The 11,846-nt window shown below is 49.0% G+C and carries 13 protein-coding genes and 1 pseudogene; 12 read left to right on the top strand and 2 right to left on the bottom strand.

Annotated features, from left to right (window positions below; genetic code table 11):
- Positions 1-63: 63 nt before the first annotated feature.
- From PJDR2_RS27935 to PJDR2_RS27920, 4 genes are all read left to right on the top strand, one after another.
- On the top strand, positions 64-912 hold the full coding sequence (locus PJDR2_RS27935) for a sugar phosphate isomerase/epimerase family protein (protein ID WP_015847111.1): 849 nt from the start codon (positions 64-66) through the stop codon (positions 910-912).
- Positions 912-1,934 carry a Gfo/Idh/MocA family protein gene (locus PJDR2_RS27930; RefSeq protein ID WP_015847110.1) on the top strand — a complete coding sequence of 341 codons (1,023 nt, stop codon included), beginning with the start codon at positions 912-914 and terminating at the stop codon, positions 1,932-1,934. The genes PJDR2_RS27935 and PJDR2_RS27930 overlap by 1 nt, the downstream gene beginning before the upstream one ends.
- 14 nt (positions 1,935-1,948) lie before the next feature.
- Entirely contained in the window at positions 1,949-2,596 is a 648-nt protein-coding gene (locus tag PJDR2_RS27925) for a carbohydrate-binding family 9-like protein (RefSeq protein WP_015847109.1), read from the top strand.
- A 656-nt stretch (positions 2,597-3,252) separates the two neighbouring features.
- Positions 3,253-4,200 (top strand): hypothetical protein, encoded by a 948-nt coding sequence (locus PJDR2_RS27920; protein ID WP_150106568.1) that lies wholly within the window; start codon positions 3,253-3,255, stop codon positions 4,198-4,200.
- A 43-nt stretch (positions 4,201-4,243) separates the two neighbouring features.
- Here PJDR2_RS27920 and PJDR2_RS27915 read toward each other — a convergent pair whose 3' ends face one another.
- Positions 4,244-4,693, bottom strand: coding sequence for an SRPBCC family protein (locus PJDR2_RS27915; protein WP_015847107.1), 450 nt, complete (start codon positions 4,691-4,693; stop codon positions 4,244-4,246).
- Between the two features lie 126 nt (positions 4,694-4,819).
- Between PJDR2_RS27915 and PJDR2_RS27910 the strand changes: the two genes are divergently transcribed.
- The 7 genes and pseudogenes from PJDR2_RS27910 to PJDR2_RS27885 all read left to right on the top strand — a co-directional run bounded on the left by PJDR2_RS27910 (position 4,820) and on the right by PJDR2_RS27885 (position 9,553).
- Positions 4,820-5,629 carry an AraC family transcriptional regulator gene (locus PJDR2_RS27910; protein WP_015847106.1) on the top strand — a complete coding sequence of 270 codons (810 nt, stop codon included), beginning with the start codon at positions 4,820-4,822 and terminating at the stop codon, positions 5,627-5,629.
- 25 nt (positions 5,630-5,654) lie between these two features.
- Positions 5,655-7,079 carry an aldehyde dehydrogenase family protein gene (locus PJDR2_RS27905; RefSeq protein WP_015847105.1) on the top strand — a complete coding sequence of 475 codons (1,425 nt, stop codon included), beginning with the start codon at positions 5,655-5,657 and terminating at the stop codon, positions 7,077-7,079.
- A gap of 265 nt (positions 7,080-7,344) precedes the next feature.
- Positions 7,345-7,479: pseudogene (locus tag PJDR2_RS32630) on the top strand (zinc ribbon domain-containing protein); the annotation flags it as partial.
- 367 nt (positions 7,480-7,846) lie between these two features.
- A complete protein-coding gene (locus PJDR2_RS27900; RefSeq protein ID WP_015847103.1) occupies positions 7,847-8,323 on the top strand; it encodes a DUF2975 domain-containing protein in 477 nt (158 codons plus the stop codon).
- 11 nt (positions 8,324-8,334) lie between these two features.
- Positions 8,335-8,568: a helix-turn-helix domain-containing protein gene (locus tag PJDR2_RS27895; RefSeq protein WP_015847102.1), complete on the top strand. Its 234-nt coding sequence runs from the start codon at positions 8,335-8,337 to the stop codon at positions 8,566-8,568.
- Between the two features lie 144 nt (positions 8,569-8,712).
- Positions 8,713-9,099 carry a hypothetical protein gene (locus PJDR2_RS27890; protein ID WP_015847101.1) on the top strand — a complete coding sequence of 129 codons (387 nt, stop codon included), beginning with the start codon at positions 8,713-8,715 and terminating at the stop codon, positions 9,097-9,099.
- Positions 9,100-9,103: 4 nt separating this feature from the next.
- Complete coding sequence (locus PJDR2_RS27885) at positions 9,104-9,553, top strand: YdeI/OmpD-associated family protein (protein WP_015847100.1); 450 nt, start codon at positions 9,104-9,106, stop codon at positions 9,551-9,553.
- A gap of 53 nt (positions 9,554-9,606) precedes the next feature.
- On the opposite strand, the gene PJDR2_RS27880 is transcribed toward PJDR2_RS27885, so the two are convergent.
- Positions 9,607-10,401 carry a hypothetical protein gene (locus PJDR2_RS27880; RefSeq protein ID WP_015847099.1) on the bottom strand — a complete coding sequence of 265 codons (795 nt, stop codon included), beginning with the start codon at positions 10,399-10,401 and terminating at the stop codon, positions 9,607-9,609.
- A gap of 140 nt (positions 10,402-10,541) precedes the next feature.
- Here PJDR2_RS27880 and PJDR2_RS27875 point away from each other — a divergent pair, with 140 nt between their 5' ends.
- A complete protein-coding gene (locus PJDR2_RS27875) occupies positions 10,542-11,819 on the top strand; it encodes a hypothetical protein (protein ID WP_015847098.1) in 1,278 nt (425 codons plus the stop codon).
- Positions 11,820-11,846 lie beyond the last annotated feature (27 nt).

Raw genomic sequence — 11,846 nt, 5'->3', positions numbered from 1 at the left:
AAAGAAGGGCTTCGCGGAGGTCTTTATAATGGGAATATAAAGAGCTAAAGGAGGCTGCCTCACTTGAAAAAAGGGATTAATATTTGGTCTTTTCCGGCAGGCATGAGTATAGAGGAAAGTATTGAACTGGCGAAGGCTGCAGGCTTTGACGGCATCGAGCTGTCGCTGAACGAGACAGGCCCGCTGAGCCTGGAAAGCACAACGGAAGAAGTACGCGCAGTCCGTCAATTTGCGGATAACACCGGTATCGAGCTGTCGAGCCTGGCAAGCGGCCTGTATTGGGACTACCCGCCAACCAGCGAGAATGAGCAAGTGAGCACCAAAGCATTTGACGTTGCTAGAAAGCAGCTTGAGCACGCGGCCGCACTAGGCGTGGATTCGGTGCTGATCGTACCTGGAGCGGTAGGCGTTGATTTTATCCCGAATGCGCCGGTGGTGCCTTATGACCGGGCGTACGACAATGCGCTGGCCTTCTTCACGAAGCTGGCGAAGGAAGCGGAAGCGGTGAAAGTATCCGTCGGCATCGAAAACGTATGGAACAAGTTCCTGCTGTCTCCGCTTGAAATGCGCGGATTTATTGACGCGGTTGGTTCCGAGTATGTCGGTTCTTACTTCGACGTAGGCAATGTTGTTTACTCCGGCTATCCTGAGCATTGGATCTCGATCCTGAACAAGCGGATCAAGAAGGTGCATTTCAAGGATTACCGCAGACAAGCGGGCGGACTTCACGGCTTTGTGGACTTGCTTGCGGGTGACGTGGATTATCCGGAAGTTATTCGCGCGCTGGAAGCAATCGGTTATAACGATTACGTAACGGCGGAGATGATCCCGCCATACACCCATCATACGAAACAAATCGTGTATAACACGTCGGCTGCAATGGATGCGATTTTAGGGAGGACGGAACGCTAATGCTGAAAATTGGACTGATTGGACTTGGATTCATGGGCAAGACCCATCTCGAGAACTACCTGCGTCTCGAAAGAGAAGGAGCGCCGATTCGCGTCGTAGCGCTTTGCGATGTAGACGAAGTGAAGCTGAACGGCGGGGGCAGCGGCGGTAATATCGATACTTCCTCGGAGAATGCGATCGATTACGGCCGGTTCAACAAATATACGTCGGTACAAGCGATGCTGGAGAGCGAGCAGCTTGATGCGGTAGATATTACGCTTCCTACCTTCCTTCACCGCGATGTCACTACTCAATGTCTGAGCAGCGGCGTTCATGTGCTCTGCGAAAAGCCGATGGCGATGAATGCGGAAGAGTGTGACGTTATGATCGCAGCCGCGGAAGCAAGCGGCAAGCAGCTGATGATCGGACAATGCCTGCGCTTCTGGCCGGCTTATGTCTACCTCCGGGAGCTCGTCAGCAGCGGCAAGTTCGGCAATGTAACTAGCGCATACTTCTACCGTGGCGGCGGCACGCCTTCCTGGGGACCTTGGGTGCTGGTGAACGAAAAGGGCGGCGGCGCTTTGCTCGATATGCACGTGCATGATACCGATGTCGTGAACTGGCTGTTCGGGAAACCGGAGGCGGTATCGTGCTATGGCAGAAACGTAATCGCGGGAAGCGGCTACGATATCGTGTCCACGCATTATCGTTATGCGGATAACAAGATTGTATCCGCTCAAGTGGATTGGACGTTAAATGGCGATTTTGGCTTTGAGATGGGCTACAAAGTTAACTTTGAGCATGGCAACGTGCAGTTCGACGGCGCTTCCGTCAAAATGAATCCGAATGATGAAGCAGGCTTCACTGTCGAGCTGCCGGCTGATCAGGGCTATTACTATCAGCAAAAATATTTCATCGAAGCGCTTATTCAAGGCTTGCCGCTGGATACGGCTACTCCGGAGAGTACAAAGGGCAGCATCGAGATCGTAACGGCGGAGCGGGAATCGGCGGATCAACGCGGCGCATGGATTGCCGTACCGTAAAGGATCGCCAAGTTATGAGCAAATTGTATGAGTTGTCATTTGCGGCGGGCGCTGCCGGCTATTCGGATAAAGAATGGCGGGAGCTGCCGCCCGCGGAGGTTGCTTATCAGCAGTGGCTTGAAGTAGAGCAACCGCCCGAGACGGAGGTTCGCGGCGTATACGATGAAGAGGCGCTGCACCTGCAGTTCCGGGTCTACGAGGAATCGCCGGTTATGCGCCACAGGCGGCATGGCGACCCGGTCTATCAGGACAGCTGCGTGGAATTTTTCGTTCAGCCGCTTCCCGCCCGGGATTCGCGTTATCTTAACTTCGAGCTGAACGCCGCCGGGGTGCTGCTCTTGGAGATTGGCGAAAGCGGCGGCTCGAAACGCAAGCGGATTCTGCCTGAAGCCGCAAGCCAGTTCGGCATACGCACGGCCCTTGGTTTATGGAATCCCGAATGCCGCAGGATGTACTGGGAGCTTAACCTGCGTATTCCGTTTACTTTCCTTAAATACTGGTTTCCTGATTTCCGGGCGGAACCCGGTGCCGTGATGAAGGGCAATTTCTATAAATGCGGCGATTTGACGCAGGCCCCTCATTACTTGAGCTGGTCGCCGGTTCAGTCGGATACCCCTAATTTTCATCGCAGCGACAGCTTTGGAACGCTGTTATTTAGATAAGTCCGGCATCGGTAAAACGAAGAAGCGTATTCATGAAAAAGCGTTGCAGAGGGTGAGCTGGCCCCGCAACGCTTTTTTTGATTTTGATTCATTCCAGCTTTCATTAGCAAATTGTATGCAAGAGAAAGCCATCCGCGCTTGGGCGGATAGAGAGCGAAATGCCTCACTAATTAGTGAGGCATCCTGCCGTAAAACCGCGCACGCAGCTACTATCGGGCGAATTAGTAAGTATCTCCGCCGTCCGCGTACGTTGTTCCTCACTAACAGTGAGTCTAGCCTCACAGTCGCACGAAATCGCCGTCCCCGAGCACATTTGAGCGCGAAATTATTATGCCATTCCAAGAAGGTATGCGTGTTTTCTTCCTGCAATAGAGTGGCAAGGCTTATTAAGATCTCGTAAAGTTATTCACATAGTTACCCACATATCAACGGGCTGATTACGCGGGGAAATTAGACTTCCAACAGCTTTCGTCCACATATCCACAGGATGTTTTATCCACACGTGATTAATTATTAAGGCTCCTAATTTTTTAGTTAACCATCTTAAAGACCAGGGAGAATACGCCTGATAAACCAATAAGGGGCAGCCGTTTTCTATATTTTCCAAGGTGTGGTAAGGTAGTCATAAGAACGGGGTCATTATGAACAGGAGGGAAATGATGAGAAAGAAGGGCATGTGGATTGGTGGGGCTATTGGCTTGCTGCTGCTGGCCGGATGCACGAATTCGGAATCAAAAGAACCCACGCCAACACCAACACCAGTGGTAAGTGAACTTGCTGAAACGCCGGTGCCCAGCATAGAAACGCCAGAAGAACAGCCTGCGGAATCGGATGATGGGGCGGTTAACGGACAACTGGAGCTGAGTCGTCTGGAGAACGAATTTGCATTCGCGGACGAAACCGGGCAGCAGTTGATCACCATTCCAAGCGAAACCGGAGACGAAGTCGAGGATCCCGAGCAGTTCGTCACGGCTATCGGAAATGGCGGAGACCGGATTGAGATCGAGTATGTCCGACGCCAAGAGGCCAATGATCAGGATAACAACAGACAGTCGATCAATAATTTCAATAATATGGCGGGGTACATTTACAAGATAAAAGGCGACGGGATTCTCCTGCCGAATAAATCCTATCTGCTAGCAAGGGAAGGCGTCGTTAGTCAAGGCTCCCTGGTCGATATAACCAGCGCCGAAGACGGGCAATACGAACAGGCGGATGCCGATACGATAGCCCGCGTGGAAGGATTAAAGGCCAGAAAAGCAACGTCGAGCAGCATACTCTCCGAATCGGATCAAGAGAAGATAGCCTTGTTTGTATTCGAGCGTGATGGAGACGACATGCTGGCTAGCATTGCTTACATCAATAACGATAAAGTGCTGTTCAAGGATTTCCCCGCAACCTATAACGAATCCGGTACTTGGCGGGTAGACGGCGGCGACGATCCTGGAAGGTTCGAGGTGCTGTTCCTGGCCCACTCGGATGAAGGGGTGCTGCTGGGGATCGCGTGGGCGGGTGCCGAAGGCGAGAACTTGTTTGTCTTGCAGGAAGCGGACGGTGCCCTTCAGGATACGGAGCTTAAGGGGGGCAGATATTGGTCTCCTTAAAGGGAAAAGGCAGACGGTCGGAATGACCGTCTGCCTTTTTATTTTACCAGCCGAAGTCGAGCGTTTTACCCGTTTCCGTATATGTCTTAATGTTGCTGAGCATCATCCACCAGTGCTCTTTGGAATTCGCGAAGGATGGGTGATCCAGCGTCCATTGATCATTAACCAGCGTCAGCTTTGTGCATGAGCCTACTGTCTCCAGAGTGAAGGTCACGCGGGATTCAAGCTCGGCATGGTTGTCCCTGTAAGAGGGACCCGGGTGCTCCAGATAGCTGAGCATTTTGCCAGGGTCAGCCTTCAGTATAGTGCCGTATACATGGACCGTATTCTCTCCTTCCGCTCCGGGGCCGACGTACTCGAAGGATGCGTCAGGCTCCAGGGTAGAGTTCAGGACGGTTCCGAAAAAGGTGCTCCGCGTTCCTTCCGGGCTGACAAGCGTCTGCCACACCTGCTCGGGCGAGGCACCAATATAGAATACATAATTGAGTTCCATCTTTAATTTATCCTCCTAGAAAAGAATTACCACTTAAATAGATTAGCTAAAGCTTGTGGTAAACTCATTATAGTTGGAGCCTTTTTCTAAGTATTGTAAAAACGCGACAGGAACAGGAGTGAAGGGATGAGCCAACCGCAAACCCGACCCAGCATGGGCGTTCTCGGACTAAACGGAGCAGGGGACCAATTCCGGCTGGAGCGGTATCCGGCTTCGGAGGTATTGTCGCCTTTTATTAAGCATTACTGGATTGTTCAGTGGAATCTGGAACAGGAAGACTCTTATTGGCAGCATGTTGTTCCCAATCCTTGTGCCAATCTGGTGGTGGAGCAGGGAAAAACCTTTTTCTACGGGCCTGGCAAGGAAAAATTCTCTTATTTGCTTAACGGTAGAGGAATTGTTTTTGGCGTTAAGTTCCGGCCGGGCGGACTATATCCATTTGTGAATAGAGAGCTGTCCGAGTTGACGGGAAGACCTATAGAGGTGGAGACCGTGCTTGGGATACAAGGTTCAGAGCTTGAAGAGCTTGTGCTTGCCCATCAGGATAATGACCAGCGGATGATTCAAGTAGTAGAGCAGCTGCTGGCAGAGAAGCTTCCGCCTTATGACGACCAAATTACGTTAGTCAATCAGATTATCGATTATGCGGCACGCAACCAGGGTATAACCAAGGTAGAGCAGGTCTGCGAGTATTTTGATATAAACATCCGGCGGCTTCAGCGCTTATTCGCCAAATACGTTGGAGTGAATCCGAAGTCGGTTATCCGGTTGTTCCGGCTGCAAAATGCCGCGGAAGCGATGGACCTTGGACAAGCTCAGGATTTGGCCGGGTTATCGGTTGAACTGGGTTATCACGATCAGGCGCATTTCAGCAAAGACTTCAAGGCCGTGATAGGCCGTTCACCCGAGCAATATTTATCGAATGTTAACCTGTAAGGTTTAGAGCAAAGGGGTGCTGGCAATGAAGAGACAAAATCTGCTGATCGGCGGACAAGAGGCCGAGACAGCAAGCTATACGACGCTTTATGCGCCGTATTCAAAGGAACCGATCGCCGAGATTGCGGATGCCGGTTTGGCGGAAGCGAATCTGGCTATTGAAGCTGCGGTAGAGGCCAAGGCAACTATGCGTAAAATGCCGGCCCACAAGCGTGCCGCTATTCTGGAGAAGCTCGTGCAGCTGCTGGCCGAGCGCCGGGAAGAGGCTGCACGGCTTGTCGCGCTGGAGGCGGCTAAGCCGCTCAAGGCTGCTTATGCCGAAGTAGACCGTACGATTCAGACTTATCAAATAGCCGCCGAAGAAGCGAAACGTATACATGGAGAGACGATTCCTATGGATGCGGTGCCGGGCGGCGAAGGCCGCTTTGGATATACCGTTCGCGAGCCCATTGGTGTCGTTGGCGCCATAACGCCATTCAACTTTCCTCTCAATCTGGTTGCCCACAAGCTTGGGCCGGCGATTGCGTCGGGGAATACTATCGTGCTGAAGCCCGCGCCGCAAACGCCGCTGTCCGCGTATTTTATCGCGGAGCTGCTTCAAGAAGCGGGTCTGCCGGAGGGGGCGCTCAACGTGATTAGCGGCGATGGCCGTCTGCTGGGAGAGGCTATCGTGAAGGATCCAAAGGTGAACATGGTTACCTTTACGGGTAGTGCGGCGGTTGGTGCAAGCATTCGCGCTATGGCGGGCATCAAGCGGGTAACGCTTGAGCTAGGTTCGAACTCTGCGGTAATTATCGATAAGGGCGTTAATATCGAAGCCGTCGCTGCCCGCGCCGCAGTGGGCGCATTCTCCTACCAGGGACAGGTATGTATTTCGCTGCAGCGAGTTTATGTGCTGGCAGAAGTATTCGAAGAATTTGTGGAACGTTTTACGGCAGAGGTTCAAAAGCTTCAAGTCGGCGATCCGCTTGATCCGGCAACAGACGTATCGGCACTGATCTCGGAGCGGGATGTCACGCGGGCGCTGGAATGGATGGAGGAGGCTCGTGAGCTTGGCGCAGCCATCGCCTGCGGCGGTACGGCGGAAGGCGGCATCGTGATGCCAACCGTATTGCTGAATGTCCCTCCCCATGCGCAAGTATCCTGCAAGGAAGTGTTCGCCCCGGTTGTTATTGTGAACAAAGTGGATACCCTGGAGGAAGCGGTCGAGAAGGTGAATGATTCCGAATTCGGGCTGCAGGCCGGCCTCTATACGAATGATTTGAAAACGGCGCTTGATCTGTCCGAGCAGCTGCAGGTTGGCGGAGTGATGATTAACGATATTCCAACGTTCCGTGTTGATCAAATGCCGTATGGCGGCATTAAGCAAAGCGGCCTTGGCCGCGAAGGCATTAAGTATGCCATTGAGGATATGACCGAGCTGAAGCTGGTCGTCTTTAATCGCAGTTAGATGTTGATAGGCGCTGTCCTCTATGACGAGGGCAGTGCTTTTTTTGTATGCTCGTTATTCTAATGAAACTAGGTATTCTTATTTAGCTCAAAATAACCTATTTAAGAATCTAACGAAACGTCGTATCGTTATTTGGTTGTTTCGAGGCGAAAAGATGGGGAAATAAGAGAAATAGTGATATGACGTTTCCTTAGAAATTGAAAACCGCTATTTTGGAGCAAATAGCGATATGTAGTTTCGTTATAGTCTAACGGTGAAACCCTTCCAGTTTCTCGTAGTGTACTGCGCAAGCTGCGGATACTCCGAATTTTACAATAAAGAGTCCTCAGCCGGCTCCAACATTTTGGATTTGTTTTTTTGGGTAAGGGGTATGATTGTCGTCGATAAGGATGTGTTTTAGTGAGACGGCACATAATTGGTTTGTTAGTGTCGATTTGGTTCATCATATATGGTCTTTGGAAGCTGCATCATTTTTTTGAGCCCAAAATCGGTCCTGTCGGCAATGGTCCAAGTGATACGCTCGTAACTATCATTTGGGTGTTATTCAGTATTAATATGGTGTTGGGTGCAATCGGTGTCTTTTACTTTTGTTATCGAATCATTAGTTATAAAAGGTAAACGCGGCCATCAATCCGATGGCTGCTTTTTTGTGCGGAAATATCGCTTAGCAATCATCATGATTTCATTCAAAACGAGTAAAATATATTGTAAAACGATAAATCATGTGGTACATTCAAAACGACAATAATGAAGTGAGGTGCATGTTTGTGGAACGGGGAACAACGCTCTTTTTGAAGGTGACCGTGTTTCTGATGGGGCTTCCGGTTCTTGCATTGTGTATTTTAGGGTTGCCTGCAATAATGAAAGAGGCTAGGGAAGCTTGGCCGGACAATTGGGTATATCCGATTATCATTGCGATGTATCTTTCGGCGATACCTTTTTATATGGCTTTGTATCAGGCATTTAAGCTGCTTGGCTATATCGACAAGAACCAGGCATTCTCCGAATTATCCGTGAAGGCGTTGAAAAATATTAAGTACTGCGCGATTGCGATTAGCATTTTGTATGCGGCAGCGGAACCTTTCGTTTATCTCATTGCGGAAAAGGATGACGCTCCCGGTCTGATCGTTATCGGTTTGGTCGTTATCTTCGCGTCTCTCGTAATTGCAGTCTTTGCGGCTGTTCTTCAGAAGCTTCTCAAAAATGCCATCGATATAAAATCAGAAAATGATTTAACGATCTGAGGTGAAATAACATGGCGATCATAATTAACGTTGACGTAATGCTGGCCAAGAGGAAGATGAGCGTGACAGAGCTCTCGGAGCGGGTTGGAATAACGATGGCGAACCTGTCGATTCTGAAGAACGGCAAAGCTAAAGCCATTCGGATTTCAACTTTAAATGCCATTTGCAAGGCGCTGGATTGCCAGCCGGGAGATGTTTTGGAATACAGAATGAGTGAAGACAACGAGGAAGATAAAGAGGAATAGAATACAGCAAGAAGCTCGGCTGCCGGGATTGAGGTGGCTTTTTTGTTTTTTCTCCCGAAAAGTAATGCAACCAACAGGAGGATTAAACGTTATAGGAATGGAAGAAATAGATAAGTAAATTTCCGTTTTAAGGAGGAGAATCTATTGATTCATGACAATGTCATTTTATCGTATACGGTGGATCTGCAGAATGAACAAATAGTGATTCATACAAGAGACGAGTCGTCCTTAAAGGAAGTCGATATTGTATTAAAAGAAGTGAGTTGTCATCATTTTGAGCATCAGCTTAAGGGCAGCATTATTCTAGCTATGACCGTATCGAACATTTCCAGTTTTATAGCAGGGAACAGTGAAATACTGCGAAATGGGAAAGATCACAGCTGGCCTACTGTTTATGAATCGTTAGATGAGCTAGAACAAAAACTGACTGAGGGCGGATATAAATATTTTAATCTTTATTCCTCTTACGGGATGAATGGCTGGATTGTGGCCAAGGATTTGGAAGTCGTTAAAAAGGGCGAGGAGGAATAGAAGCATGAAGTTTCGCGCTACGATCGAACTCAGCAAAAAGACAGCCACGGGCATCGAAGTTCCTGTGGAGGTTATAGAGAATCTTGGATCAGGTAAGCGTCCGGCTGTTTGCGTAACGCTAGGTGATTTTACCTACCGGACAACCGTGGGATCCATGGGCGGAAAATACATGATTCCGGTAAGCGCGGAAGTAAGAGCAGCAGCTGGAGTTGCGGCAGGCGACGAGGTTGATGTGAATATTGAGTTGGATAATGAACCTAGAGAGCTTGTTATTCCGGAGGATTTCTCCGGGGCGCTTGATCAGAAGCAAGAGGCAAGGCAATTTTTTGAGGGATTGTCGTACAGCAACAAGCGGCGCTTCATACTTAACATTGAGGACGCAAAGACCGCCGAGACGCGGCAGCGGCGTATGGATAAAGCCATTAGCTTGCTAAGCGAAGGACGAATCCAATAGAAAACAGATTTAAGCCCCGTTATCACCGAGATGATAGCGGGGCTTTTTGTTCATTAAGCGTTGGTCTCAGAAGTTGTCGAACTGTCCGTACTTGCTTGATCCTTCGGTTTAGCTGCACCGCCACGGTGGCCGCCATCGCCTTTAGGCTGGAACTCGCCGTTTACGATGCTTTGAGCCTGTGCGGCAGTATCTTCTTTCTTCGTTGCGGCTTCATCGGCTGTCAGCTTGCCGTCAGTGACGGCTTGATCGATTTGAGCGTTAATCGCAGTTTCAAGCGCGTTAACTACGGAATCCGTGCTAACTCCTTTCGCTTCAGCGATATCGGCGATTGTTTTACCTGCCTGCAGCTCTGTTTTCAGTTCATCCTCCGTCATATTTAAAGCCGTAGCAACGGTATCCAGGTTTTGTCCAAAACCGCGTCCTCCTCTGCGTCCTTCACGTCCTTGAGCAAGTTGATCGGAGTTGATCAGGTTGTCCAGGTTTGCGGTGAACTGGGACTTTTCGTCCGACTGGCGCTGTTCAAAGGCGGTGGTCAGCGATGCTTTCAAATCATCATTTGAAACGCCCTGCTCCTTGGCGATATCCGCAAGCGTGCTGCCTGCAGCAAGCTTTTCATTAAACGTGTCACGGTCAAGATTGAGAAGCGTAAGTACGGAGTCGGAGACGTAGTTGCCGCCGAAACCGCCGCGGCCATGTTTGCCGTCCATTTGCTTCGTGGTATCCGTTTGAACCTGCGCGGTATTTGAAGGACTTGTGGTCGAAGTTGTACCCGATGCTGCAAATGCGCTTAGCGGAACCATGACCGCCAAAGTAGCTGTAATCCCGATTGTCTTTAAGTATTTGTTCATTTCCATTGCCTCCTTAGGGCTTGTAGGTTGTCTTACAGGACCCATTATGGACACGGTACCTTAAATGGAACTGAAATGAAGGTTAGTTGATTTTAAAAAGCGAATTAGTATGCAGACTGAACTTGTTTGGAGTGAATAAATTGAGTGAACGCTTGCCTTGCAATACCCCTGGATGCTCGGGAAGAATTCTGCCTGCTACAGCTTTGAAAACAGGCGGGATTTGCATGCCGTGTGTTCAGAAAAATTTTCGACTAGAAGAAGAGGCTTATATTAAACAACACCGTAAAGATGTGGATTTATATACAGGTATAACTAAACCGGTTGAAATTTTGAAGATTATGCATGCACCGAAGGAATACAACCCGCTTGAGAACTTAATTCCGTATCCCATTAGTTCGCAAAAGCTTTATCATCAACTTTCCGTAGATGAGCAGGAGCAAATGGAGCTATACGCTATTACTTTGATGGATGATGGAGATTTCAATCAAGCCGAACAAATTCTTACGTCACTGATTTGTTTTGCAAATGCCCGAGTAGAACGGGGCATGGAGGAACTTTTTCTTAGAGAGGTATATTATCCTGGCATTTTGTATAAAAATGCCGGATCGGTTATTCGTGACAAATTAATTCGTCGGGTAAAGCGTGATTCGGAGAACCGTAACCATATCTTATCCGCACTCGCTTGGATCGGGGATAAGGAGGTTGTTCGTTTATTCGCGAAGTGGAAGAAAAAGCCGCCTCGATGGGCTTCGGAACTCTATGTATCTCCTGAAAATTATTCTTATGCGGCAGGCTGGGAGTTAGATCAGAATGGTGGAAAAAGAGGTTTGTTCTATCCTGATAGTTATTATCTTGAGGTATCCCAGGAGATAGAGGCTGATTTAGTTGGAGCGCCTGTGGTCTCCTTGCAGTCTGATGAGCAAGAGTGCTTATGGTGTAAATTTAAATTAACGGTTTTGTTTGATTGCCAATTACAAGATCCTTTGCTGGAATTCCTTACCTTAGAAGGGGACAGGTTAAAAATTGCGGCTTGCTTGCATTGCAATTGTTACGGAACGGTATTTATGAAGGTAAATGCTGATGGTTCTTTTTCTTGGAGTGAATATAATCAAGTGTTTGATTTTTTACCGGAACCCGTACAGGACGATGAGTTTACTTGGAAAACAATGATACTATCTAATGAACAAAGGGGGCCTTATGAAGCGGCCGAGTGGACACTAGAAGCACCCGCCTCTCAAATAGGCGGCCATCCTAGCTGGATTCAGGATGCGGAGTATCCATCATGTCCTTGCTGTTCGGAAACAATGATGTTTATCGGGCAAGTAGATATGGAACAGGCTGCCGACAGCGAAGGAATTTACTATGCATTCTTGTGCGGTACATGCATGATTTCTGCCGTTAATTATCAGCAGACATAAGGTGATGAAAGTTGCTTTAACATCAAA

The sequence above is a fragment of the Paenibacillus sp. JDR-2 genome (genome assembly GCF_000023585.1).
Classification (GTDB): domain Bacteria; phylum Bacillota; class Bacilli; order Paenibacillales; family Paenibacillaceae; genus Pristimantibacillus.
Note: the sequence above shows the minus strand (reverse complement) of the source record. Positions and strands in the feature narration are given on the sequence as shown.

What these genes read in the sequence shown, in the direction of transcription:
- PJDR2_RS27915 (WP_015847107.1), bottom strand. Translation starts at nt 4,693, where the DNA reads ATGGAACTCAATTATGTATTCTATATTGGTGCCTCGCCCGAGCAGGTG.
- PJDR2_RS27930 (WP_015847110.1), top strand. Translation starts at nt 912, where the DNA reads ATGCTGAAAATTGGACTGATTGGACTTGGATTCATGGGCAAGACCCAT.
- PJDR2_RS27885 (WP_015847100.1), top strand. Translation starts at nt 9,104, where the DNA reads ATGAAGTTTCGCGCTACGATCGAACTCAGCAAAAAGACAGCCACGGGC.
- PJDR2_RS27895 (WP_015847102.1), top strand. Translation starts at nt 8,335, where the DNA reads ATGGCGATCATAATTAACGTTGACGTAATGCTGGCCAAGAGGAAGATG.
- PJDR2_RS27920 (WP_150106568.1), top strand. Translation starts at nt 3,253, where the DNA reads ATGATGAGAAAGAAGGGCATGTGGATTGGTGGGGCTATTGGCTTGCTG.
- PJDR2_RS27925 (WP_015847109.1), top strand. Translation starts at nt 1,949, where the DNA reads ATGAGCAAATTGTATGAGTTGTCATTTGCGGCGGGCGCTGCCGGCTAT.
- PJDR2_RS27910 (WP_015847106.1), top strand. Translation starts at nt 4,820, where the DNA reads ATGAGCCAACCGCAAACCCGACCCAGCATGGGCGTTCTCGGACTAAAC.
- PJDR2_RS27905 (WP_015847105.1), top strand. Translation starts at nt 5,655, where the DNA reads ATGAAGAGACAAAATCTGCTGATCGGCGGACAAGAGGCCGAGACAGCA.
- PJDR2_RS27880 (WP_015847099.1), bottom strand. Translation starts at nt 10,401, where the DNA reads ATGAACAAATACTTAAAGACAATCGGGATTACAGCTACTTTGGCGGTC.